The organism is Paenibacillus thalictri (assembly GCF_004307995.1).
In the GTDB taxonomy this organism is placed as follows: domain Bacteria; phylum Bacillota; class Bacilli; order Paenibacillales; family NBRC-103111; genus Paenibacillus_AF; species Paenibacillus_AF thalictri.
On sequence record NZ_SIRE01000004.1, the window covers coordinates 200,006 to 225,103 of the forward strand.

Here is a 25,098-nt window from a genome sequence, read left to right on the forward strand (position 1 = left end):
AGCCTTCACTTCCCTCCCATCATCGATTACTGGAACAGCTTTTTCTCCTTCAGCTGATTTTCCGCCGAAGTCATAAACGCATTAAACTTAAACGTCGTATCGAGTTCCTTCGTGAAGCTGTCGTATTCGGTTAGCGGCCGTTTTCCGAACAGGAACTTGATCGTTTCTTCCTTGACGTATCGGTCGGCATCCGCCTTGTTAAATCCGGCCGGATACTCGTAAATTGCGCCGTTCAGCATCTTGATCCGCGGCTGGTCGATCGCAAACTGCACATCCTTGCTGATATATGCGAATTTGGTTTTTAAGTATTCAAGCTCGTTCCGGCCGGCCAGCTGGTAAATCCAGAAGTTGGTGCCCTCTGTATCCAGCGCAGGCAATGCGGTCAGCTTGCCGCCATCCATCTTGTAATGCTTGTTCTCTACGCCGTAGCTGACAAGCCGCAGCCCTTCTTCCGTTGCGGTGTAATTAAATACGTCGATAATTTTTTGCAGCTTGGCCGGGTCCTTCTCGACCGACTTCGATACCATGAAATAAGCAGGACCTTTCGTATAGTCGAAACCTCCGGCGAATTTGCCTCCCGGACCGACGGGCGAATCAAACTGCACCCATTCGGCATTCGGATTGATGCTTTTGTATTTGTCATACGATGTCTTGCGGGAAATATTGTTCCAGCCTTTAAAAATAATGCCGGCCTTGCCCTGAAACGCTTTGTCGACGTCGGCATTGTTTTTGTTCGTGATGATCTCAGGATCGATCAGCCCTTCGTCAAGCAGCTTCTTCGCGTACGCAATCGCATCTTTCGCTTGCGGGTCGGTGGCTCCGCTGACGAGTTTTCCGTTTTTGACATAAAGCGCGTCGGGCGCCCCTACCCCAAATGCGCCGAATATGGAGGAAAATGCCTCGAACTCGAAGCCGGTGATCCCAAAAGTATCCTTTTTGCCGTTGCCGTCCGGGTCCTGCTCCACAAACGCCTTCGCCACCGTGTACAACTCGTCGAGATTGGTCGGCGCTTTCAGATTCAACTTCGTCAGCCAGTCCTGCCGGACCCAAAATGACGAGAACGGCACATCCGCATCCCGTACAATCGCATATTGTTTGCCTTGCAGCTTGCCCCTGTCGAAATCGGCTTGGCCTTGAAAATCGCTGACCGGCTTCAGCTTGGCGACATAAGGAGTTAAATCCAGCACCAGACCTTTATCGACAAACGCCTTCAGCTTGGAGGTCGAATCCACCTCGAATGCGTCGGGGAAATTGCCCGCTGCCAGACGTACGTTCAGCTGATTCTCGTAATCGTTCATCGCGACCGTCGACAACGTCAGATCAACGCCCAGCTTTTTGTCGATCGCCTGCTTCAGCGGATCTTCGGACGGCGGACCGACGGCGGTCCCGCGCAGCGCGATTTCGATTTTGGCCGGCTTGGCCGGAGCGGACGAAGCCGCATCCCCCGTGGCCGCCGTCTTGCCCGTCCCCCCCCGGCGAGCAGGCCGTCAGCACGGCCCCGCCTGCAATCACAACACTTAACGCTAGCCCAACTTTTTTGAACATATAACTCCCTCTTTCTTGTCTATTTTTATGTATATGAAACGCCTTGATCCTCACCCTTTGATGGCGCCGATGACCATCCCTTTGCTGAAATGCTTCTGAATAAACGGGTATACGACAATAATGGGCAGCGACGCATAGATCACCGAGGCCATCTGCAGCGACGTGGTAGGAATGACTTCATCGACGTTGTCGACAACGGTCTGGCTTTTGGTCAGCATTTCGCGGACGATGACCTGCAGGGGATGAAGCTCCCGCTTCGTAATGTACATAATCGCCTGAAAAAATTCATTCCAATGGCCGACCATATAAAATAGACCAACCGTAAACAAAGCGGGCAGCGACAGCGGAATCGCGATGCCCAGCAAAATGCGGAATTCCTTTGCCCCATCCATTCGGGCGGATTCGAATATCTCCTCGGGCAAATTTTCGAAGAAGCTTTTCAGAATCAGCAGATTAAATGCGCTGAGCGCCGTAGGCACGATCATCGCCCACACGCTGTCGAGCAGCCCGGTTTGTTTGACAATCAGATACGTCGGGATCATCCCGCCGCCAAACAGCATCGTAAATACGACAAGAAACAGAAAGAAGCTGCGCAGCGGCAAGTTTTTGCGGCTTAACGGATAAGCAAACAAGCAAGTGATCGCCAGATTAATCAGCGTCCCGACCACCGTGATAAACACCGTTACGTTAAACGATGTCAGCAAGTAGTTCTGCTTCAGCAGTTCGGCGTAAGCGGCAAACGTAATTTGCCGGGGGATGAGAATAAACCCTCCGTTGCGCATGACCTCGGCGTATGGAGTAATCGAAACCGACACTACGTACAGCAGGGGAAACAAGGCGGCGGCGCCAACCGCCATCAGCACGGCGTACATCAGAACGTTGAAGATGCGATCCAATCCGGGCTTTACCATACGCCTTCCCCCCATTTCTTGGAGAGCGAGTTGGCCCCGATGACCAGAACCATGCCGATCAGCGACTTAAAAAGTCCTACCGCGGCGGCCAAACTGAAGTCGAGCTGCTCCAGACCGGTACGAAACACCCATGTATCCAAAATATCCGCTACCGGATATACGCTGATGTTGTACATGATGTAAATCTGGTCAAAGCCGGCATCAAGCAAATGGCCGAGCTTTAGGATAAACATCAGCACAATCACGTTGCGGATGCCGGGCAGCGTAATGCTCCAGATCATCCGGAAGCGGCTCGCTCCATCCACCTTGGCCGCCTCATATAACGTCGGATCGATGCCGGACATCGCCGCCAAATAGATAATCGCGCCCCAGCCCAGGTCCTTCCACAAATCGGTGGCTACAAGAATCCCGCGGAAATGCTCGTTTGACGTCAAAAATGAAACCGGCATACCTCCGAAATCGGCAATCAGCTTGTTGATCAGTCCCGAGCTCGGGGACAGGAACGCAATGGCGATGCCGTAAATGATCACCCAGGACAAAAAATGCGGCATGTAACTTAAGGTTTGAACGAGGTTGCGCAGCCATAACAGCCGGCATTCGTTAAAAAACACAGCTAACGCGATATGCGGCACCATCCCCCAGACCAGCTTGTACAAGCTGATGATCAGCGTGTTGCCGAGCAGTTGGCTGAAATAAGGCGACATATAGAAGTCGCGGAAGTATTTGTACCAAGGATCAGCCCATGAGCTGCCCATAATGCCGTCCATCATGTTGTAATCTTTAAACGCAATAATGACCCCGTACATCGGAATGTACTTATAGATGAGCAAATAGATCAGCCCCGGAACCATCATCACAAAAAATGGCGCGAACCCCTTGAACTTCCGCATACGGCTCATTAAACCGTAGCGGCTGCGTTTCATAGGTTTCGTCGCCATCGTTAGATCGCTCATCTCTTTTTTTCGCCTCCCCTTTATCTTCTGTCGGTTACATTCGTAATGTATTCATGGCGCATGAGGGGGGCGATATGCATGAAAGCCGTCAAAGTGTCACGGTTTCCGAGATCGGCTGAAATCGGGAAATCAGGGGCACACGCACGCGGACAACCGTGCCTTTTTGCAGCCTGCCCCTTATTTTCAAACCGTACGGGGAGCCGTAATACAGCTGCAGCCGGCTGTTCACATTGGCCAAGCCAAGGCTGTTAAAGCTGCCGCTGCTGGGCGTGCCGCGTTCCGCTCCAAGCAGGCTGCGCGCCTGCGCTTCCTCCATGCCGATGCCGTTGTCGCGGACAAATATGTTCATCCCGTTCCGGCCGGCAACCACTTTGATGCCGATTTTGCCTCGCCGGCCGGTCGGAACGATGCCGTGAAAGATCGCATTTTCGATAATCGGCTGAAGGGTCAGCCGGGGAATCTGCTGTTCGCCCAGCTCCGCGGACATCTGCACATTCAGCGCGATTTGCTTGCCGTAGCGAATATTTTGAATCTGCACGAACATGTGGAGTCCTTGAAGCTCTTCTTTCAGCGTAATAAACGGCGTTTTCCTGCCGATGCTGAGCGACAGCAGTCCGGTTAACGAATGAATCGTCATCTGCACCTCGGCAATCTTCTGTTGAAAGGCCAGACTTTCGATACAAGCGAGCGTATTGTGCAGAAAATGCGGCCCGATCTGGCTTTGCAGCATCCGGATCTCGTAGTCCCGCTTCTGCTCTTCGATTTGTCTGACCTCCTGGCTCAGACTGCGGATCCGCTCCATCATGGCATGGTAGCTGCGGGCAAGCTCGCCGATCTCATCCCCGCGCGACTCCGGCGGCAGCACCGAATGAAACTCCAGCGCTTTCACCCGGTCCATGCGCAGCGCCAGCCGCTTGATCGGCAAGGTGAAATAACGGCTGAGCAGGTAGGACCCGACACACAGCAGAACAACCCAATACAGCGCCGCATCCCGGTAGTACGTATATAAGCCGCGTATATCGCGGAAGAAAGACGCTTCATCGAATATCGAGATGAGGCTCCACCCGAGCCGGTTCGTATTTGATTTAACGGCGATGATCGGCTTATCCAGCAGCTGCATCCGGCTTGTCCCAATCGGCAAATCGGCCAGCTGCCCGATCAGTTCTTCGCTGAACGTATTGCCTTGTCTGAGCTGCCGCGGAATCAGCCTGCTTTGCGGATTGCTCGCTACCACGCTTTGCTCGGCCGACAGTACGGTAAACGACTGTGCTTCCGTCTCCAGCAGCCTCGACAGCTTTGCGCTCAGCTGATTCAGATCAATCTCCAGCACGACAACGCCAAGCGGCCGCCCCTCCGGCGTCGATACCGGCGTAACAAAAGCCATCGTCCGCTGGGACAGCGGCGACTCGTAAGGCTCGCTCCAGTTGACCGCACCGTAATTCAGCTTAGCCAGCTTGACCAGACGGGTTAGATGCGGGTTGCCGAGAATGCTGTAATACAGCTGCGTACTGCTGACCACATTGCCATGGTCCGGAATAACGTACAACGTGCTGAGCACGGAGCCGTTGGAGCGAACGTATTCGCGCAAAATCGCTTCCTTCTCCTTCTCGTTAAGCCCTTCGCCGAACAGCTCCCTGCGGAAAGCGAGCTGAAGCATGATCGTCTGCACATTATCAAGATAAGAGTCGATAAATTCGTTTGTTCGGCTGATGATGATTTCGGAATCTTTCAGCGCCATGGATTTATACACTTCCTCCGCCCGGCCCAGCGTATTCCACGCTAATAAGGCAAGCACGAAGGAACTGGAAAAAAACAGAAACAGGAACATCTTAGTCGCCAGCCGGGTCGATCGAAGCCGGCGCAGCAGTTTGTGGAACGGCTTCATTCCGGTTCTCCCCTCTTGACGTCGGTCGGCGACATACCCGTCACCTTGCGGAATAACGTAGAAAAATAGCGGTAATTCGGAAAACCGACAGCTTCGGCAACGGCATATACCTTCATCGTTGAATTGCGCAGCAGCCACGCCGCCCGTTCAATACGACGGCGGGTCAAATAGTCCTTAAACGATTCTCCGAGCTGCTCCTGGAACAGCTTGCCGAGATAATCCGCGCTGAGCTCGACCTCCTCGGCCACCATGGCCAGCGTCACCGATTCCCCCAATCGCTCGTCGATAATTTGTTTGGCTTTCCGTACTTCCGGACGGGCTTGCCCCTTGAGACTTGCCTCCAGCAAATAAATCATGTTGGATACCAGCTCCGGCAGGGAAACCGATGCCTCGATTTTGCCGTCGTCCGCCGCCCCCCATTCGCTCAGCAGCTGCGCGGCAAAAACCTTCAGTTCGTTTGGATACAGGCGGACGGAGGCGATCCATTCCGCAAACCCCGAGCGCAAATAATCGACAAACACGTTTTCGCCCGCGGAGAAGCGGAGAAGATGGGCCTTCAGCCGCGCCTGCAGCGCAGACGTCATCCCCTGCATCGGAGCAAGAGATCCCGAAAATACGGTCTGCTTGGGCTGGTAAAAAAAATCGTGAAGCCAATAAAACGTTTCGCGAAATCGGTCGCGAAGCTGCTCCGGCGTCGATACCGGATCGCTTACCGCCGAGAACACGCGGATATCGCCGCTCAGAAAGGTAAGCCTTTCGCTTATGGTAGATTGGATCGCCCCGACTAACTGCATGGCAAATGCCGCCAAGCCGTCATCCTGCCCCATATGCATCGGAGCGACAATGAAATAGTCGCCAAGGTGTACCGGAAACCAGCTCATGTTGCCGTGAGCATGGGACTGCAAACCGTCACGCGCCGAAGCGCCACGCACGGAAAGCGGATCTCCGGTTGTATCCGCTTCCATCGTATTCAGCACAAAACTGACCTGCTCGTCTACCGCCAACTGATCTTCCCGTTCCGCCATGACAAACAGCCGGATGAACCGGAACGGGACTTGTGTTAGCTTCAGCATCTCCAGCCACTCGGCGTACACGCCGGCGTTACCGTCCGCGGAAGCAAGCAGCTGCGTGAACTGCCGGGACAGCCGCTTCCTCACAAGCTCCTGCTGATGCACGCGAAGCGACTGCTCATGCTCCAGCCTTGCGCGCGCCTTGCCCACCGTCTGCTCCAGCTCCTGCTGGCTGAGCGACATTTTCACCAAATAATCGACGGCTCCGAGCTTCAACGCTTGGTGTACATACTCAAAATCGGTATGACTGGTCAGCAAAATCATTTTCGTATCGGGAAACGTTTCGGAAACGACCCGCAGCAGCTCCAAACCATTCATCACCGGCATCACAATATCGGTCATCACGATGTCCGGCAGCCACTTGCTGCAAAGATCAAGCGCGACCTCGCCGTTCTCCGCCTCGCCGACGATCTCCACTCCGCATGCAGCCCAATCGTACATCAGCAGTCTTTGGCGAATCGGCAGCTCGTCATCGACGATCAGCACCTTCAAAATCGTTTTCTCTCTCATGGGAATCAACCGCCCTTTTCCCTGTTGAATTGCGCCCGTCTACATGCGTACACGGCAAACAGCCAGGTTCACAGATATACGTATTATCATCGTACAACCCGCCGGATCTGTAAAGCGCCGGATCGGCCGGGAAGAAAACCGTACCCGTTCGCTGCCGATCTTTAAAATATCTTCACATGCCATTAACAGCCGTTTTACACTACCGCGATACAATGGACGAGGTTGATGCGAAAGAAGCGCACAGCGGTGCCCTCATGAACCGGACAGGGTCGAGCCAAGACGCCGGCAGTCAGTCACCATGAAAAGCAGCAGCAAGCATATTCACGGTCCGAGTTCGATCAGGCCTATCGTAAAAAGGGAGGTTTGTGCAAATGAGCGTATTGGAAAACGACGTCCGCATGCGGAGCGTCAAGGCTCGTCCCGCCGCTACGGAAAAGGGGCGTTCGCGGAAAGCATGGAGGTGGAAGGAACATGCGCTTGCGTATTTTTTCCTGTTTCCTTCGCTGCTTGTGTTTATCCTGTTTTTGTTTTACCCGTTAATTAAATCGGTTTACTTGAGCTTGCACCTGACCGATCCACGCGGACGGATTGCCGATTTCGTCGGCTTCGACAACTATGCGGATATATTTACATCCGAGCATTTCCTCTCGAATTTGCTTGTGACGCTGCAGTTTATTTTGTACACGGTGCCTACCTGCATCGTCTGGTCGCTGCTGCTCGCCGCGCTGACCCACAATAAGCTGAAAGGCATGAAGGTGTTCCAATTCATCTTTTCGCTGCCTATCGTCATTTCGGTCGGCACCGGGTCGATCATCTGGTTTCTGCTGTTTCACCCGACCGCGGGCATGCTGAATTATTTCTTAAGTTTTGCGGGAATATCGAACATTTCTTGGCTCGCCGATCCGAACTGGGCGCTGCCTTCCGTATCTATGATGACGATTTGGATGAACATGGGGTTTGTCTATATCGTACTGCTCAGCGGCCTGCAGGGCGTTCCTGAGGAGCTGCTGGAAAGCGCCAAAATCGATGGTTCCGGTCCGATCCGCACGTTCGTCCGCATCGTGATGCCGCTGCTTTCGCCGACTTTGTTTTTTGTGCTGATCGTCTCCATTATCGGGGCGTTTCAGGCATTCGGGCAAATTCACATTTTAACCAAAGGCGGTCCGATCAATTCGACCAATGTGGTCGTCTACACGATTTATCAGGACGCTTTCGTGAATTTCCGCTTTGGAATCGGCAGCGCAGAAGCGCTTGTGTTGTTTGTCATCATCCTCGCGTTAACCGTTCTGCAATTTGTCGTATTGGAAAAGAAGGTGCATTATCAATGACGATCAAACCGTTAAACCGGACGCTGCTGTACATCGTGCTGGCCGCTTTGGCCGCGCTTGTGCTGTATCCGCTTATTTTTACCGTATTGTCGTCGTTTATGACGGAGAAGGAAGTGTCGAACTTTCCGCCGCCGCTGTTTCCGCATCAGCTGTATCTCGGCAACTTCCAGCTCGCCATCGCCACGATGCCGATTGTCCGTTTTATCGTCAACAGCGTCGTCGTATCGGGAGCGATTATGCTCGGCCAAGTCGTGACTTCCAGCATGGCCGCTTACGCCTTTGCTTTTCTGCGGTTCAAAGGGAAAACGGCGCTGTTTATGGTGTATTTATCGACGATGATGATTCCGTGGGAAGTGACCGTCATCCCCAACTATTTGACGATCAAATCGTGGGGTTGGATGGACAGCTACCCGGGTCTGATCGTGCCGTTTATCGCCGGGGCATTTGGCGTGTTCCTGCTGCGCCAGTTTTTCCTGCAGTTGCCCGGCGAGCTGTTCGACGCGGCCAAAATCGACGGCTGCGGCCATCTGCGCACCTTCGTTTCGCTAGTGCTGCCCTTGTCCAAGCCGGCGCTTTCCACGCTTAGCGTGTACGTGTTTTTGCACCACTGGAACAGTTACTTGTGGCCCCTGCTCATTACGAACAAACCGGCGATGCGTACCGTGCAGATCGGCGTCGCCATGCTGCAGCATGAAGAGATCAATTCGTGGAACCTGATTCTCGCCGGCGTCACCTTGGTGCTTCTGCCTTCTTTCATCTTGCTCGCGCTTGGCGTCAAGCAGTTGATTCGCGGCATCACCGCAGGCGCGGTAAAAGGGTGATCGATGACCAGCCCGCCGACCCCGGCGAAGCGGATTTTTACCCCAGCAACAACGTCGAAAGACGATGATGATATAAAGTCATTCCATTCCATTTTAAAATTAAGGGGAGAAAACGATGGTTTCTTTTAACAAATCCAAATGGGTAGGCATCTCTTTGACGGCAGCCATGCTGCTGACCGCGGCATGCGGCAATTCCGGCAGCAACGCCGGCGGAAACACAGCGGCTCCTGCAGATACGGGGGCGGCTAAAGACAGCAAACCTGCTGCCGCGGCAAGCACACCGAAAAAAGTAACGTTCTGGCACGCGATGGGCGGAACCAACCAGAAGGTGGTCGAGCAAATGGCCGCCGACTTCAACGCTTCCCAGAAAGATATTCAAGTAGAGGCCATCTACCAAGGCAGCTATGACGATTTGCTCAGCAAGCTGAAAGCTTCGATGGGTTCGCCGGACAGCCCTTCTCTGGTGCAGGTGTATGAGATCGGCTCGCGCTTCATGATCGACTCGAAAACGACAACACCGGTGCAAAAGTTCATCGACATGGACAAATACGACTTGTCCCAGCTTGAGCCGAACATTACGGGTTATTATTCGCACAGCGGCAAGCTCGATTCGATGCCGTTCAACTCGTCCAATGCGATTTTGTACTATAACAAGGACTTGTTCAAAGCAGCCGGCCTCGATCCGGAAAAACCGCCGAAAACGTTCGACGAATTCCAAAAGGCAGCCGACGCGATTACCAAAACCGGCAAAGCTTCCGGCGCAAACCTGGCGATTTACGGCTGGTTTATGGAACAGCTGCTGGCTAACCAAGGCGCCGAGTTTGTAAACAACGGCAACGGCCGCACCGCTTTGGCTACCGAATCTATAGTGAACAGCGAAACTGCGGTGAACACGCTGAACTGGTGGAAAAACCTCGTTGATTCCAAAGCTGCCGTGAACCTCGGCCGCAAAACGGATGACTCCAAGAAGGCATTCCTAGCCGGTCAAGTCGGTATGATTCTGGAATCCACCGCTGGACTGAAGGGACTTGTCGACGGCGCTAAAGATAAATTCGAAGTGGGCACCGGTTTCCTGCCGAAACCGTCCGATGCGAAGGAAGGCGGCGTTGTCGTCGGCGGAGCAAGCTTGTGGATTATGAACGACCGCAAGGACGACGAGCAGAAGGCAGCATGGGACTTCATCAAGTTCTTAACATCGCCGAAAGAACAGGCGTACTGGCACATCAATACGGGCTACTTCCCAATTACCAAAAAAGCGTACGATGAGCAAATCGTCAAGGACAACATGCAGAAGTTCCCGCAATTCCAAACCGCTGTTGATCAGCTGCACCAAACGAAATCGAATACCGCTACACAAGGCGCGGTCATCGGCGTGTTCCCGGAAGCGAGACAAATTGTGGAAGGCGCCATCGAAGAAGCGCTGAATAATAAAAAATCGCCTAAGGACGCATTGGACGGAGCGGCCAAGGAGATTACCGGAAAAATTCAGCAGTACAACAAAACGGTGAAATAACTAACCGGATAAATAGGGTGCTTCCTCCAATAGGGGGAGCGCCTTTTTTTGTCGGCATGCTTCAGAATACACCCGCTATCGGCTTCCGCTGGGCAGCACCCTTGCTGCTGCTCGGCGGTTTAAACTGCATGGCGGGCTGATGTGAGGCTGCGCCTCGCCAGCTTTGCTGCAAGCGCGCTAGCCGCCCTCCTCTCACCACTCATGTTCCGTAAACGATCAAACCCGAAATAAACGGAGGGGTCGTGATTTTGCGCTTCTGGTTTTGCTTGAATTCCTCGTAGGGATCCACCGCCGTATAAGGGCTGCCAATATCACGCATATCCTCCCATATGCATTCCACTCCTTGTCCATCCGCCGGGCCGGCATACATTTTGCATTGGGAACAGAATTGCCGCTCCTGCTGGTCATCCAGCTGTACCACTTTATTTCTGAGGCAGCAATAAACCAAGCCATCCTTGTTTCTCAGATTGATATGTTTTGTCGGGGTCATTTTCGCCAGCTCCTTTTTTGACAAATTGTCCGGAAAGTACTATTTATTATATAAGCCGCTTATTAAAAACAATATCGAACTTTGTCACGCCAATATTTTATTTATGTGGAGGTGCTTAATCATTCAGAATACAGGCTCGGTTCTCTATATCGTGCTTCTGCTCGCCTTTGTCATTTACCGCAGGGTCAAAAGAAGCATCGGGTTTCAAAAGCTGCAGCGAAGTCGTTTGATCATCCGGACCGTGCTCTTTGCCGTCATTGGCATCGCCATCTTTATTGCCGGGCTGCGCCATCCGCTTTATATGATCGGAGACGTCGCAGGGCTTGCCGTCGGTGTTTGCCTGGCCATTTACGCGGTCAAACACAGCCGGTTCGAAAAGCGGCAAGACGGCTGGTATTACCGTACGCATCTGGGCATCGAATTGTCTGTGCTTTTCCTATTTTTGGGCAGACTGGCTTACCGCATGTTCCTGATGTATTCGCAAGCACAGAACGATCCGAGCCATCCGTTTAACGCCAACCCTTATGACCCGCAGGCTCTGGCGAGCGATCCGTGGACGTCGGGCATCTTTTATGTCATTATCGCTTATTATGTTGGATATTTTGGCTATTTGCTGCGCAAGGAAAAGGAGCTGAGGAGCAGTGATGAACAATAACCGCCTGCATCGGGAAGAACGGTTTAAGGATGAAACGGCAGCCGGCAGCGCAACTGCGCACACAGACCAGGCAGGCCGCTCGGGCGCTTCGCGTGAAATGACATCCGCCTCCCCTGTCAAAGCGGTCTCGATCGATCTCGACGGGACGTTGTTCCGTTCGGACAAAAGCATTTCCCCGCGCAGCCGCAGGGCGCTTCAGCGCTGCCTGGAGGAAGGCATCGAATTGATCGTCGCTACGGCGCGTCCGCCGCGTTCGATTGCGATTCTCTGTCCGGAACTGCCCGGTATGGCGCATATGGTATATTACAACGGGGGATTGTCGGTGAATAAATATACCGGCGAACAGGAGCGGCTTTCAATCGACGGGGCGCTGCTCAAGGAAGTATATGATTACATACAAACACAGGAGCCGGCAAGCTTTTTTACGGCGGAAAAAGACAATGAGCTGTTTGCAACCCGCCCGCTGACTCCCGAAGAATCCGCTTTGTTTGGCATGCCGCCGGGCGTAGAGCAGCCGCTGCCGCTGGACATCGAGACGTTCGGCAGAACCGGCGCGGTGAAAATACTGCTTCCCGCCTTCGGTTCGTTTGACTCTTTCGCGGAAACGTTCGGCAGCCGCTTGAACATTATCCGTACGGACGGCGGCACGCTTGTGCAGCTGATGCACAAAATGGCCTGCAAATCGACGGCCGTCGCCCGGCTATTAAACGGCATGGGGATCAGCGTGCGGGAGTGCATGGCATTCGGCGACGATTACAACGATTTGGCGTTGTTTCGGCTTGTCGGTTATCCGGTGGCGATGGGCAATGCGGTAGAGGATCTGAAGCATGCCGCGCGGCGGGTGACGGAGAACAACGATAACGACGGCGTCGCCGTTGTGCTGGAGAAACTGACGATGAACAGCGGAGCCGATGGGGAGAGGTTACTCGGTTGAGGGAAGCCGCGACAGAGCAACCTCACGAGCGTCTGAGATGAGAAATGCTCGTTCAACGCGCGCGAATCCCAAACGCGCGTTGCAGCGCTGCGCGGCGGTCGGTCGAACCTCACGCAGGCCACGCTCGTTGTACCGGCGGATCATAGCGGCTCCGCTGATATGAAGCGGATTCGGCTTTCGGCCGGCAGGATTACCGGTTGAAACATTATACATATTTCACCAATTCGGACTTAAACACATCTATGGGCTTATTGTAGTCGATTGGCTTATAAATGATCTGGTTATTCCATTGATTTCTTTCTGTGTTGCTTTCATACCTATCATCTTTTTCCACTGCGTTCATCGTAAACATAATCTCATTTAACGTGCCTATCACGCTTCGGTTATCGGTGTTTGACACTACAAGGTTCGTGCAATGATCGAGGTAAGCCGTAACCATTCGTTCTTCAATACCCTCGCTGGTTAAATACTCCCTCAGCTCCGATTGGAAAATTTCATGCAAATTTTTGTACTGGCTGGACTTGATTCCATGCAGCGTCAAACTTAATCGCGACAGGTCATTCATCAGTACGATGCACTTCCTTCTGCGCAGCAAAAACATATTCGCATGCCAGCTGAAGAAAGGGTTGGAAATATCGACTTTCTGGGGCTGCAGTTTAAGTTCCTTTTGCAAAGATTTGGTCAAGCGAATTACGACCATCGGGTTGTCCCTCATTTATACTTTATTTTTGGCTCAGAGCCTCTTCCAAAATCAGCAGCGCTAACTCGTGATCGTTCATCACATACGGCACTTCGCCGGGCTCCACCCAAATGCGGCACAACGTTTCATGCTCTCTTGAAAAAGGCAGACAAGCCGTGATGTCCATTCTATAAAAAAGCTGATACCCGATAAACGGATATTTGCCGCTTGGATCGTACAGCGGATTGTCTTCGTTGCTCACTTCAATCATACCAAGCAAGCCGATGTCGCCTTCGACGCAGCCCTCTTCCAGCGCTTCGCGGTGAAAAGCTTGATCCGGCGTTTCGCCTTGCTCCACATGACCGCCCGGAATGTTGAATCCCCTGCCCGCAACATGCACCAAGAGAATTTTGTCCCCGTCCATGCAATAACCGTGAACGCTAGTCACCTTCCCGTGGTCGGGATATGTATTCCCAGGTATCCAAGTCAGCTTCACATGGTGGCCGCTCCAGTCGGCATAGATGGATTTAGACATCGTTTCCCTCCCGGTTTTGGTTATTGGCGGCTTGAAAATAAACGATCGGCCCGTCCCAGACCGGCGGGTACGACTCCAGCTTGTCATAGTTGCCGCCGGTATACCGGTCCACCGTCGACTTCCAGAATTGATGAGCGATCGCGTTTTCCTTCTCCTGCTTGACTTCCCAAAAGCCCGGATGCGTATCGAAAATGCGGAACGCCACTTCTCTGCCGACTCCTTGCTTTCTATACTTTCTCATGATGAAAAATTCGGCTATCGTTTTCACATCGGCTCCTTTAAGCACATAACTAAAATTGTTCACAAGCGCGAATCCGGCCAAATTTCCGTTTACTTTGACGATATAAGCAACCCGGCCTTCATTGTTTTTCCCGTGATCGGTCCAATAATGATCCAGATAATTGTAATTAAACAAGCCAAACGGGCTTGGATCCTCTTGATTGTATTCGGTGGCATCGTATTGGTAATACTGCATCAGATTTCTAATGACTGCCTTGTCCTGCTCTTCGGCTTGGATCAACTGAATGCGGTTGCTCTCATGCGCGGGGTTCATTTTTTCACCATCCTCATATTCTTAGGAGTCTGTCCGACGGATTGATTTTTGTGAAAATTTATTCATGCTGGTGTATGGAGGGTAAGGGAATGGTATGGAAAGTTTACGTCCGCCTTGAAAACCGTGTTTTTACCGCAAGGCAAATTCAAGAAAAACACGGTTTTCACGAGCGGTGGAATGCCATCCCTTTCCCGCAATAACCGCACTCATGAATAAATTTTCACGGATTTACTTTCGTCGGATAGCTCCTAACGGGCTTATGACACATCCTTCTAAACGCGCAGGAAATGTCCATATCGGCCAACGCAAGGATTGGCCGCCTCTATTCATCCAGCAGCTCCCTCAAGTACATGGCGCGGTTCTCGAGAAACCGGCGGGTGATCTGGTAATGCTCCGTGTCTTCGTATTGCATAGGCCGGATCGCATCGTCGCCAAAGTGGAAAATATCGGCATGCGGATAACCGAGCAAAATTGGCGAATGCGTGGCAATAATGAGCTGTGCGTGGCGCTGCAGTTCATGAATGAGGCTGATAAAAGCGAGCTGGCGGGCCGGCGACAAAGCCGCTTCGGGTTCGTCCAGCAAATAGATGCCGCGTCGGCCGAAACGATTTTGGAACAAAGCCAGGAATGATTCACCATGAGACTGCTCGTGCAGCGATTTGCCGCCGTAAGGCTCGTACGCCTTAATAGGATCTTCCTTGGCCAACTCGTCGATATGATTGGCAAACTGAAAAAACGACTCCGCCCGCAAAAAGAATCCGTGATTTACTTTCGGCATCCACGACAGCCGGATATAATCCCCCAGCCGGGCTTCGGAAGCGGCCAGCTCGTATTGGTTGTTGCGGCTGCCTCCCGCCGTATGAAACCCGCATTGGTAAGCGATCGCCTCCAGCAGCGTCGATTTGCCCGAACCGTTTTCTCCGACGAAAAAGGTAACGTTTTTGTTGAGCTTTAATACGTCCAGATGACGTATAGCCGGAATATGAAACGGATACCGGTCGGCATTTTCGATTTTGTCATGCAGCTTAGTAATTTGATGCAGCATAAAATAAGCGCTCCTGCCGTTATACGATATCGAGATGAACTTTCCGCGTCGGCTTCGGAAAAGCCTTGTCCAACTGCGCCAAATCTTCCTCCGTCAACTCGACTTGATCCGCCGCGGCATTATCCTTGACGTGATCTATGGACGACGATTTGGGGATCGCAATGACGTCGCCGCTGCGGATGGACCAAGCCAGCAGCAGCTGAAACGGCGTGATGTCATGCCGGCGCGCAACGGCTCTTACAGTTTCGTGTTCGACAAGACCTCTGCGCAGCGAACCTGCCTGGGCAAGCGGACAATAGGCCATAATCGGCACATGCCGCTCCTTAAGCCATGGCAGCAGATCGTATTCGATGCCTCGCGAACCGAGGTGATACAACACCTGATTGGTTACGCAATGCGTGCCCCGCGTTAGAGCGAACAGCTCTTTCATATCGGCCGTATCCAGATTGGAGACGCCCCAGCGTAAAATTTTGCCCTGAGCGACAAGCCGCTCCATGCCTTCCACCGTCTCGCTGAAAGGGATACTCCCCCGCCAATGCAGCAGATACAGATCGAGGCGGTCCGTCCGCAGCCGCTTCAGACTTTCCTCGCAGCTGCGGGTGATGCGGCTTGTCCCGGCGTTATGCGGATATACCTTGGATACAAGAAACACCTGATCGCGAATCTCTTCAACCGCTTCCCCGACAAGCAACTCGGACCTGCCGTCGCCGTACATTTCCGCGGTATCGATCAGCGTCATCCCGAGCTCTACGCCGGTTCGCAAGGCATCTATCTCCTGCCGTTTATTCGCCGGGGAATCCCCAACAAACCAGGTGCCCTGACCGAGTCTTGGCAGCAGTGTCCCGTCGGGCAATTTCACTCGGTGATTCGACCCGTTTGCGACATGGTTTACACGATCTTCCTGCATCATAGCCACCATCCTTAGGTTAATGTTTATTGGCCAAGCTGGAGCGTTCTTCGCAGATACCGCTTGAACAACTACTTCGGACGTTCTCCATCCTCTCGCACTTTGGCGAACTGCGTATAATACAGCCTTGCGTACAATCCGTTTAACTCCAGCAATTGGCTGTGCGTGCCCTTTTCCGCCAAACCGCCACTCTCCAGCACGATGATTTGATCTGCCGCGAGCACGGTCGATAACCGATGGGCGATGACCAGCGTTGTGCGGCCGCGCATCAATTGTTCAAGCGCCGCTTGAACGTATGCTTCGGACGCGGAGTCGAGATGCGACGTCGCTTCGTCAAGCACAAGAATACGCGGGTTTTTGAGCATAGCCCGGGCAATGGCAATCCGCTGCCGTTCGCCGCCGGACAAGCGGTGCCCTCGTTCCCCCACCATCGTGTCGTAGCCTTCGGGCAGCGATGCGATCAAATCGTGGATGTAGGCCCCGCGGCAAGCCGTCTCCAGCTCTTCCTGCGTAGCATCAAGCTTGGCGAACAAGAGATTGTCTCGCACGGTCGCATGAAACATAAACGACTCCTGCGTCACAAAAGCGACCTGCTCGCGCAGGCTGCGCAGCGTCACCTCCCGCATGTCGCGCCCGTCGATCAGCACCCGGCCTTCGGCCGGGTCGTATAACCGCGCGAGCAGCCCGGTCAGCGTCGACTTGCCGGCGCCGCTCGGGCCGACAATCGCCGCCACTTCGCCCGGGCGCACATCAAAGCTGATGCGGCGCAGCGCATATTGCCCCGGTTCATAGGCAAACGAAACATCACAAAACGAAACTTCGCCCCGCACATCGCTCAGCTCCGCCGCACCCGGCGCATCAACAATATCCGGCTTGGCGTCTTGATATTCAAAGATGCGCTGAAACACCCCCAGCGCAGTGGCCGCCTCCACATGCAGATTCAGCAATGTGCCGACCGGCCCGTACAGTCTGCCCAAATATAAGGTAAAAGCGACAATCCCGCCGACGGTCATCGTTCCATGCACGACATTGTATCCGCCGTACAAAAAAATAAGTGCCGTGCCAAGCGGTCCCAGCAGCCCAATAACCATCCCGTACCATCTTCCGACGAGATTAAGCCGCAGCTCCAAATCCATGACCTGCTTATTGGTTGCCTCGAACTGCCGCTGCTGCTCCGGCTCCCGCTGGAATATACGCGTCAGGAGCGCGCCCGACACACCGAATATTTCGCCAAGCTGGGCGGACATTTCCCCGCGCACCTTCTGCGTCTCGAACCGCAGCTGCTTGCGGATATTCGATACGCGTCTCACCGGCATAATAAACAACGGCAGAATGACCGTAGCAAGCAGAGCAAGCCGCCAATCCAAGAAGAACAAAATAACGATGGTTGTACCCACGATGACCGCCTGGGTTACCGATTGTACGACCAGCGAGGAGATGACGCCCTGAACCGCCTGCACGTCGCTGGTCAGCCGCTGGATAAGCTCTCCGGACTTGGAATGGGTAAAAAACGACATCGACTGCTTCTGCAAGTTGGCAAACAGCCCCTGCCGCAAATCCCTCATCACCCCTTGCGACACCTTTGTATTCTCGTGGTTTTGCCATACGCCGAGCAGCCCGCCGACGACCGGCAGCAGCACCAGCAGGAAAGACAATTCGAGCAGTTGAGGCACGCTGTGCTGCGCCAGCGCCTGATCGATGATCCGCTTCATGATAAGCGGAGGAAACAAGCCGAGGACCGCGCTGCCAAGCGCAAGCAGCAAAATCACCGCAAGCGGCAGCAAATAAGGACGGAACAACGCAAAGATGCGGCGCAGCGACACATCTTTAAGCGTTGCCTTGCTTCTCCCCTGCAGTTGCTTATCCAAGCCCCCCATGCGGATGCCGTCATCTCTCATCGCTGTCCTGTCCTTCTGCAGCAGGTTCGCCTAAAGGAAGGGCTGTACGGATCGCCCGGACAATTTCCTTGGCCATTTCCATCACCCGATACAGCGATGTGCTTTGCAGAATCGAATACTTATTCCCGCCGTCGCTGTTTACAATCGCCGCTACTCCAAAATCGCCGACCCCGGGAAGCCCCATGCCGACTGCCTTTCCAGGCTCGATCGGCTGGTTCGACACCTGATAGCAGCCGACGGAAGTCAGCTGGCCGATACAGGCATCGATGGCGACTACTTTTTTGCCGGGCGGAATTTCCTTCAGTCTCGTTATCATATTGCTTGCATCCAGAGGCTGCCGCAGCGTGCCGAAGACATGCGGATAACCCTCCTCCTCCAGCATCGTGCCGACAAGCGGTCCCAGCGCATCGCCGGTAGAACGGTCCGTTCCAATGCACAGAAACACAATCTCCTCCGCAGTCAGCGGTTCCTCGCGAATATATTGAAAAAATGCGCTTAACTCCGCGCCCTTCAGCTTTTTGCGAAACGTCCTTTTGTCATTATCCCCCATGGATTCCTCCTGCCAGGCTCCCGTCTGAAAAGCCGCTTCGTATGCCCTGCCTCTCGTTATGCCCCGGCAAAGCTTTATACCCCATATTGTACCATATACAATCGTTTAATTGTTTGTGTGCCCCAGGCGTGGTATAATGCCGACAAATTTATTACGCGAGGACGTGGTGGCGTCATGCACATATTACATACGGCATTGGCTTGGCTTAACGCCGCTTATTGGCTGCTGGTGCTGCTTGAAACCGTGCGGGCCATGCGCTATATGCTGCGGCTGCCTGCCTCCGGGGAACTGGCGGAATACCCGCTTGTCTCCGTTATAATTGCAGCTAAGGAAGAACAGCAAGCGATCGCTGAAACGATACGGCGTCTGCGCGGTCAAAGCTATCCCCATCTGGAAATCATCGCCGTCAATGACCGTTCGGAGGATGCGACCGGCCGCATCCTGGACGAGCTGTACGATGCCTCCCGCCGGCCGGGACGGGAAGAGCCGCCCCTTGAAGTGATTCATATCGGCAGCCTCCCGGAGGGGTGGCTCGGCAAAAACCACGCCTTATACCAAGGTTATCTGAAAGCCCGCGGCGAATACCTCTTATTCACGGATGCGGACGTTAGTTTCGGTGAACATGCGGTACGCGACGCCGTTGCCTTCATGCGCCGGGAGCAGGCCGACCATCTGACGCTTTCGCCGGATATTAAAGCCCGCGGGTTTTGGCTTACCGCATTTGTGCGCTACTTCTTTTTTGCGTTCAGCTTGTACATTCGTCCATGGAGGGCCAACGCCGATGAAGACCGTAAGCATGGCATGGGCATCGGCGCCTTTAATATGCTGAGCAGGCAAGCGTACGAAGCCATCGGCACTCATAAGGCGATTGCCATGCGTCCGGATGACGACCTGCAGCTCGGTTTGTGCATCAAATCGGCCGGTTTGCGCCAGCGGCTCGCTTCCGCCTCCAACTGCCTGGAGGTCGAATGGTATGCCAGTCTTTCCGAAGCTGTGAAGGGACTGGAGAAAAATGTGTTCTCCGGCTTTCAATACCGCTTCTGGTTAGCCGGACTGGCGGTAGCCGGCCAGCTTGCTTTATTCGTTGGCCCTTGGATCGGCATGTGGATGTACGGCGGCTTGGGCAGCATGTTGTTTGGCTTCTCCTCGCTGCTGATGGCCGTGTTGTATGCCGTGCATATCCGCTCGCTGACCGGCTCGGTTGGCCCCGAGCTTATGGCGCTGCCGCTGGCGGCGCTGCTGCTTACTTACGTTGTGTTCCGCTCCGTGTTTCTCACCTTGAGGCGGAACGGAATTTATTGGCGGGGCACCTTTTATCCGCTGGATTTGCTCAAGAAGATGACCCGCCGTTAGACCGTCTCCCATTCACGAAAACTTAACACTCCCGCTCTGCGCGATCGGCTACAATGGAATTAAGCCGCTTCTCTGCAGATTCTCCGGATTTGCAGTTTTTCCGCGGGAACCCTCGGAAATCGGCGTCAGCACCCGAATTCTCTGACAAAGGAGTTGAACCGTCATGATCCCTCTTTCGATCAAAAACGTTGTTTATGCTCTGGCCGCCACTGTATGTACATGGACGCTTCTTGCCATCTACCATTCCTGATAGATGCATTGTATACGCATCCGACGCGATTTCATACATGCGTCCCGGAACTGCATCCGCTTTGCCTCCAATGGTCAAAAGGGCGATCCTGACAAATTCATCAGGGGTCGCCCTTTTTGTTTTAACCTTATTGAACGCATCTGCCAGCCATCGGGTGAATCTCGCCCGGCGCGGCGGCCGGCAGATGCGCATCGTGCCGCTCTTTCGGATCCGCTCCCGTTCACAGCTGAACGTTTCTGACAAATTCGGTGATGACCGGATCGGGACTTGTCCCAAGCTCCCGCTGCAGCAGTTCCTCCAGCCACTTGTACTGCCGGAGCGCCTCCGTTCTCCTCCCCAGCTCCGCATACAGCCGGATGACCTCATGACAGATGTCTTCCCGGATTGGGTCAAGCTTCAATATTTCGCAATAATAATGCAGCGACCGTTCGTGCTGTCCGCCCGTTATACAACTTCTCGCTCCGGCCTCCAGCAGCTCGATATAATTTTGCTCCAGCCGCAACGTCTTCTCGTGCGCCCATTCATAAGATCGCCCCTTCAAAAAAGGTCCCGTATACAGCGACTCCGCCCGTTTGAACAACTCGGCGCTTCTCGCGGAGTCCTGCCTGAGCTGCTTCAGCAATTGTTCAAATTCATATAGATCGCAATATACCGAGCTTTGCTCCACCCGAATTTCATTTCGGCTGACGGCAAGCCAATTTTCCGTTGTCTCCGAGTTTGTCGCCTTGCGAATATAATACAAAGTCGAATTCAAATTATTCAGCGCTTTTTTCGTTTCCAAACCGCTCCATAAGGTCTCGGTAATTTCTTCTCTGCTGACGGCCCCTTTACTGATGATATAAGCAAACAGCTCTTCGGTTTTGGGGGTCCTCAGCATAATCGGATCGGGATCCGGGCCATTGCGGTATATTTTCAACCCGTTAAACAACTGTACCGACATAGAAGACCGCGCGACAGCGGTCCGCGTTCTTTTTATAGCTTTGCTGAGCGTTCTGGAGATTCGTTCCATAGTGACGGGCTTAAGCAAATAGTCCAGAGCGTCCAAATCAAATGCTTGAATCGCATATTCTTCATACCCGGTCACAAACACGATGTGAATGGTATCGTCGATTTCGTGAAGCAATCCGGATAACGTCATGCCGCTAATTTCCGGCATCGAAATATCCAGGAAGGCGATATCGATCGGATGCTCCATGGCAAATTCATACGCCTCCCGGGGGTTCAGGAAGGTATGGCACGTTTCAATCTCATCGTTATCGGACAAAATCCGTTTCAACCGTTTCACCGACAACTCTTCGTCATCCACTATAATAGCTCGCAGCATGGTATATCCTCCTATCCTGGAAATACGCGAAACCTTTACTTCGCGGTGACGGTACGGACATAAGCGTCTGTGCGCATTGCCGACTGAACCGGAATGTCAAAGGAAATCTTCGTGCCTTTGCCTTCTTCACTTTCTATATGAAGCCCTTTTCCGTAAAGCAGCTTAATCCGCTGGCTAATATTCCAGAGTCCTACGCCTTTCTTATCTTCACTTGGCCTCAGCAGCTCCTCCAGCTTGCTTGCGCTCATTCCGCTGCCATTGTCCTCAATTGCAAAACGGATCACCGCATCTTCTCCCTGCTGGATCGTGACGGTCACGCTGCCTCCGCGGAAATTGGACATCAGTCCATGACGGATCGCGTTCTCCACCAGCGGCTGCACGATTAACGGAGGGATCCGAGTATACGGATCTGCCGTCACGTTGTATTCCACCTGCACCCTTGCGCCATAACGGGCCCGTTCGATATTAACATATGCCGTCACCAGCTTCATTTCGCTTTCGATTGTCGTTAATGAGTCAAGCTGCTTAAAGTCAAAGCTGCTTCTCATATACTGCGACAGCTGCAGCGTCAAATCTTCCGCTTGCGCAGGTTCGTCTACGCACAACTCGGCGATGGAGTTTAATGCGTTGTACAGAAAATGCGGCTTGATCTGAGACCGCAGGAAGGCGATTTCCGCATCTTTGGCATGTTTAACGGAAGCCTTTAGCCGCGTCAAACTTCGGACCCGCGCCATAAGTTCGTCCGCTTCATACGGTTTGCCGACAAAATCGTTAGCGCCGTTTTCCATCGACAGTTTTATTTCGCCGAGCCGGTTCTGAGCGGTCAGCATCAGCACCGGCAGCTCAAACGGGGAAAACCGTTCCCGGATCTTTCTCAGCACTTCGTAACCTGACATGTCGGGCATCGAGATATCCAGCACAACCAGAAAGAAATCGGATTTTCGCGACAGTTCCTCCAGCGCCATCTCTCCGCGGTTGACGGCGACATAAGCATATTTCTCCAGCTTGAGCAAATTGGTGATGGATTGAAGATTGGCATAGTCGTCGTCCACAATCAAAATCGGCTCGTCGATTTCCCCTTTCATATAAAGCGGGAATTCGGTGATCGGAATGCTGAAACCGCTCGACGGCTGCGACTTTTCGATTTTCAAAGGCGCCATTTGGCTTGAAGCCTTGTCAAGCAGCGGGAGCGTAAACGTAAATACCGCTCCTTCGCCAGGGCTCGATTGGACGTTTATTTCTCCGCCGTGCAGCTCGACCAGCTTTTTTGTAATGCTTAAGCCCAAGCCGGTTCCGTCTTCGTTACGGATTTCCGGCGTATCCGCCTGTTCAAACGCGTCAAATATACGTTCCTGCATATGCTCCGGGATCCCGACACCCGTATCGCGAATGCGGATTTGCGCCATATCGCGGACAATCTCCGCGCTGATTTCCACTGTGCCTTGCTCGGTGAATTTAATCGCATTGCCGATCAAATTATGCAAAATTTGCACCAGCCGGTTGCCATCCGCGTATACCGCGGGAAAACTCGCGGATATCCCGTTCACCAGCGAGATCCGTTTACTGCCCAGCAGGAACATATGGATCTTGAGGACGGAGTCCGTCACAGCCTGCAAATCCATGCCGTTTCTGTACAATACGATATCGCCATGCTTCATTTTGGAATAATCAAGCAGTTCATTGACAAGCAGCGTTAATCTTCGGCCGCTTCCCATCACAATCTCCAGGTTTTGCGCTTGCTTTTCGGTTACCGGGCCTTCGACTCCCCGGAGCAAAGATTCGGATATGCTTACGATAGCATTCAGCGGCGTCTTCAGTTCATGGGATGTGTTCGATAGAAACTCATCCTTCAGCTTGTCCAATTGAAGCAGCCGGATCCGCATCGCGTCCACCGTATGGTAAGCCTCGAAAAAACGCAGAACGACGAGAAAAATAAGTATAATATTAAATACGACAATATACAGTTCCCCGAGCCAAAAGCTTTCTTTGAGCGAAAATGAAAACAAGATGAGGTCTATGGAATATAAAGTAAAACAGAGCATCGCCATAAACAGCAAAAATGCTTTTAACCTCTCGCCGTGCTCGCTTTGGATATACAATACGGCGGTCCTCAGCAGCAGCCAAATGGTCGTCGATTCATACAGCAGAATGATGTATGGCTCGGCTTTGGTGTAAATGGGGATGGGCAGCAGGACAATCGCCGTCATATAGACGCTGAGCACCACGATAAATGCTCGGGTAAACCAGCGCGACAGAATCCCTTTTTTCAACTGATAGAAAAAGAGCGCCAATGCGATAAAACAAGAAAACGTGCATAGATCTTTGACTTTAAACAACACTTCAAACGGGATTCCGTGCACGTACATTAACATGACACGTTCTCCGATCAAGCCGTTGTAAACGGCGTAAAAGAAGCAAATCAGCGCAAACAGCAGCAAAGAGCTGTCTTTTTTGCCGTAATAAGCCGCCGTCACGTAACATAGAAAGAAAATAAGCGCAAGGGTGGTCAGTATGCCGAATATGGTTAAATCCCGCGCCTTGGCTTTCTGCTGAAAGTCCATCATGGCCGCTTGTTCGCCGAAATATAAGGAGGCCGCTATGCCGGAGTTGGCGTAAGCAAAATTAGCCACTTGCACGATAATTTCCACATCGCCTTTCTCGGCGGAAAAAAAAGCGAATTGAGGAACGTTGCCGGCCTCATAACCCGCCGCTTTAACGGAAGTTTTCCCGTCTTCGAACAGCATTTGTCCATTGGCATAGACGGTGCTGGCAAAGCGGACATTCGTTTTTTTCAACGCGTATACTCCGTCAAACGGCACGTTTTTCAGCACAAGCCGGTACGTGGCCGAACCATAGGCAGGCAGCGGTTTTCCGTTCACGGTTTTTCCGTTCCATTGTCCCGGCACCTTCATCATTGTATCGGGAACAAGCCGTTCCGGGCCGTTTTGCCGGAAATCGTCAGGAGTAAGCAGCTGGTTCCAATAAAACTCCCATGTCCCGTCTAACGTAATACGTTGATCCTGCTCGTAATTCCATGCGGAAAGATCCAAGACGCCATCGCGCGCTTGAAATTCATTGGTTCGCTTATCGCTTTCGGAAATAAGGGAAAATGGAATGAATGAAAACAAGATGAGTGCGGATAGACAGACGAGTAAAATCCTTTTGAGCACTATGGTCCTCCTCTGCATGTCGTAAACCTGTGTATCTTGTCATATTGTAGCATAGTTTCTAGCATAAAGGCTTCCCGATTGATCGACAATAAGGCATGGAGCCGTATGCTCCATACCTTATTCGATGTATGACCGGACTGTTTACACCTTAATGTCGAGAAACATGGATAAGCCTGATGGCTGCTGCAGCTCGCGTTCCCTTTTTCATTCTCCATTAGT

22 protein-coding genes are annotated in these 25,098 nt (G+C 52.9%); 6 read left to right on the forward strand and 16 right to left on the reverse strand.

Going from position 1 to position 25,098, the window contains the following annotated elements:
• Positions 1-26: 26 nt before the first annotated feature.
• The 6 genes from EYB31_RS05500 to EYB31_RS05525 form a co-directional block, all read right to left on the reverse strand.
• Complete coding sequence (locus EYB31_RS05500; protein WP_165452230.1) at positions 27-1,313, reverse strand: type 2 periplasmic-binding domain-containing protein; 1,287 nt, start codon at positions 1,311-1,313, stop codon at positions 27-29.
• A gap of 7 nt (positions 1,314-1,320) precedes the next feature.
• On the reverse strand, positions 1,321-1,545 hold the full coding sequence (locus EYB31_RS05505) for a hypothetical protein (RefSeq protein WP_131012284.1): 225 nt from the start codon (positions 1,543-1,545) through the stop codon (positions 1,321-1,323).
• A 50-nt stretch (positions 1,546-1,595) separates the two neighbouring features.
• On the reverse strand, positions 1,596-2,456 hold the full coding sequence (locus EYB31_RS05510; RefSeq protein ID WP_131012285.1) for a carbohydrate ABC transporter permease: 861 nt from the start codon (positions 2,454-2,456) through the stop codon (positions 1,596-1,598).
• A complete protein-coding gene (locus EYB31_RS05515; RefSeq protein ID WP_240762137.1) occupies positions 2,450-3,355 on the reverse strand; it encodes an ABC transporter permease in 906 nt (301 codons plus the stop codon). The genes EYB31_RS05510 and EYB31_RS05515 overlap by 7 nt, the downstream gene beginning before the upstream one ends.
• A 142-nt stretch (positions 3,356-3,497) precedes the next feature.
• Positions 3,498-5,294, reverse strand: coding sequence for a sensor histidine kinase (locus EYB31_RS05520; RefSeq protein ID WP_131012287.1), 1,797 nt, complete (start codon positions 5,292-5,294; stop codon positions 3,498-3,500).
• Positions 5,291-6,874, reverse strand: coding sequence for a helix-turn-helix domain-containing protein (locus EYB31_RS05525; protein WP_131012288.1), 1,584 nt, complete (start codon positions 6,872-6,874; stop codon positions 5,291-5,293). The genes EYB31_RS05520 and EYB31_RS05525 overlap by 4 nt, the downstream gene beginning before the upstream one ends.
• Before the next feature lie 371 nt (positions 6,875-7,245).
• On the opposite strand from EYB31_RS05525, the gene EYB31_RS05530 reads away from it, so the two are divergent.
• The 3 genes from EYB31_RS05530 (at position 7,246) to EYB31_RS05540 (ending at position 10,536) form a co-directional block, all read left to right on the forward strand.
• Positions 7,246-8,202: a carbohydrate ABC transporter permease gene (locus tag EYB31_RS05530; RefSeq protein ID WP_131012289.1), complete on the forward strand. Its 957-nt coding sequence runs from the start codon at positions 7,246-7,248 to the stop codon at positions 8,200-8,202.
• The gene (locus EYB31_RS05535; RefSeq protein ID WP_131012290.1) at positions 8,199-9,023 is read left to right on the forward strand and encodes a carbohydrate ABC transporter permease; all 825 of its coding nucleotides are present in this window, start codon (positions 8,199-8,201) and stop codon (positions 9,021-9,023) included. The genes EYB31_RS05530 and EYB31_RS05535 overlap by 4 nt, the downstream gene beginning before the upstream one ends.
• A 115-nt stretch (positions 9,024-9,138) precedes the next feature.
• Entirely contained in the window at positions 9,139-10,536 is a 1,398-nt protein-coding gene (locus EYB31_RS05540; RefSeq protein ID WP_165452231.1) for an ABC transporter substrate-binding protein, read from the forward strand.
• A 199-nt stretch (positions 10,537-10,735) separates the two neighbouring features.
• Here EYB31_RS05540 and EYB31_RS05545 read toward each other — a convergent pair whose 3' ends face one another.
• Complete coding sequence (locus EYB31_RS05545; protein ID WP_131012291.1) at positions 10,736-11,026, reverse strand: hypothetical protein; 291 nt, start codon at positions 11,024-11,026, stop codon at positions 10,736-10,738.
• Positions 11,027-11,129: 103 nt separating this feature from the next.
• Between EYB31_RS05545 and EYB31_RS05550 the strand changes: the two genes are divergently transcribed.
• Both EYB31_RS05550 and EYB31_RS05555 read left to right on the forward strand, forming a co-directional pair.
• Positions 11,130-11,681 (forward strand): CcdC protein domain-containing protein, encoded by a 552-nt coding sequence (locus tag EYB31_RS05550; protein WP_131012292.1) that lies wholly within the window; start codon positions 11,130-11,132, stop codon positions 11,679-11,681.
• Positions 11,671-12,615: a Cof-type HAD-IIB family hydrolase gene (locus tag EYB31_RS05555; RefSeq protein WP_131012293.1), complete on the forward strand. Its 945-nt coding sequence runs from the start codon at positions 11,671-11,673 to the stop codon at positions 12,613-12,615. Before EYB31_RS05550 ends, EYB31_RS05555 begins: the two co-directional genes overlap by 11 nt.
• Before the next feature lie 205 nt (positions 12,616-12,820).
• On the opposite strand, the gene EYB31_RS05560 is transcribed toward EYB31_RS05555, so the two are convergent.
• The 7 genes from EYB31_RS05560 to yyaC all read right to left on the reverse strand — a co-directional run bounded on the left by EYB31_RS05560 (position 12,821) and on the right by yyaC (position 18,782).
• Complete coding sequence (locus EYB31_RS05560) at positions 12,821-13,330, reverse strand: DUF6933 domain-containing protein (protein ID WP_240762081.1); 510 nt, start codon at positions 13,328-13,330, stop codon at positions 12,821-12,823.
• 7 nt (positions 13,331-13,337) lie between these two features.
• Positions 13,338-13,829: an NUDIX hydrolase gene (locus EYB31_RS05565; protein ID WP_131012295.1), complete on the reverse strand. Its 492-nt coding sequence runs from the start codon at positions 13,827-13,829 to the stop codon at positions 13,338-13,340.
• Entirely contained in the window at positions 13,822-14,382 is a 561-nt protein-coding gene (locus tag EYB31_RS05570; RefSeq protein ID WP_131012296.1) for a GNAT family N-acetyltransferase, read from the reverse strand. The genes EYB31_RS05565 and EYB31_RS05570 overlap by 8 nt, the downstream gene beginning before the upstream one ends.
• Positions 14,383-14,704: 322 nt before the next feature.
• Positions 14,705-15,427 (reverse strand): AAA family ATPase, encoded by a 723-nt coding sequence (locus tag EYB31_RS05575; RefSeq protein WP_131012297.1) that lies wholly within the window; start codon positions 15,425-15,427, stop codon positions 14,705-14,707.
• Positions 15,428-15,446: 19 nt separating this feature from the next.
• Positions 15,447-16,334: an aldo/keto reductase gene (locus EYB31_RS05580; protein WP_165452260.1), complete on the reverse strand. Its 888-nt coding sequence runs from the start codon at positions 16,332-16,334 to the stop codon at positions 15,447-15,449.
• A 71-nt stretch (positions 16,335-16,405) separates the two neighbouring features.
• The gene (locus EYB31_RS05585; protein ID WP_131012299.1) at positions 16,406-18,232 is read right to left on the reverse strand and encodes an ABC transporter ATP-binding protein; all 1,827 of its coding nucleotides are present in this window, start codon (positions 18,230-18,232) and stop codon (positions 16,406-16,408) included.
• Positions 18,222-18,782 carry a spore protease YyaC gene (gene yyaC / locus EYB31_RS05590; RefSeq protein ID WP_131012300.1) on the reverse strand — a complete coding sequence of 187 codons (561 nt, stop codon included), beginning with the start codon at positions 18,780-18,782 and terminating at the stop codon, positions 18,222-18,224. Before yyaC ends, EYB31_RS05585 begins: the two co-directional genes overlap by 11 nt.
• A 174-nt stretch (positions 18,783-18,956) precedes the next feature.
• Between yyaC and EYB31_RS05595 the strand changes: the two genes are divergently transcribed.
• The gene (locus EYB31_RS05595; protein WP_131012301.1) at positions 18,957-20,135 is read left to right on the forward strand and encodes a glycosyltransferase family 2 protein; all 1,179 of its coding nucleotides are present in this window, start codon (positions 18,957-18,959) and stop codon (positions 20,133-20,135) included.
• Between the two features lie 470 nt (positions 20,136-20,605).
• Here the strand turns inward: EYB31_RS05595 and EYB31_RS05600 are convergent, their stop codons facing one another.
• On the reverse strand, positions 20,606-21,709 hold the full coding sequence (locus tag EYB31_RS05600; protein ID WP_131012302.1) for a BTAD domain-containing putative transcriptional regulator: 1,104 nt from the start codon (positions 21,707-21,709) through the stop codon (positions 20,606-20,608).
• 35 nt (positions 21,710-21,744) lie between these two features.
• A complete protein-coding gene (locus tag EYB31_RS05605) occupies positions 21,745-24,879 on the reverse strand; it encodes an ATP-binding protein (protein ID WP_165452232.1) in 3,135 nt (1,044 codons plus the stop codon).
• Positions 24,880-25,098: the final 219 nt, after the last annotated feature.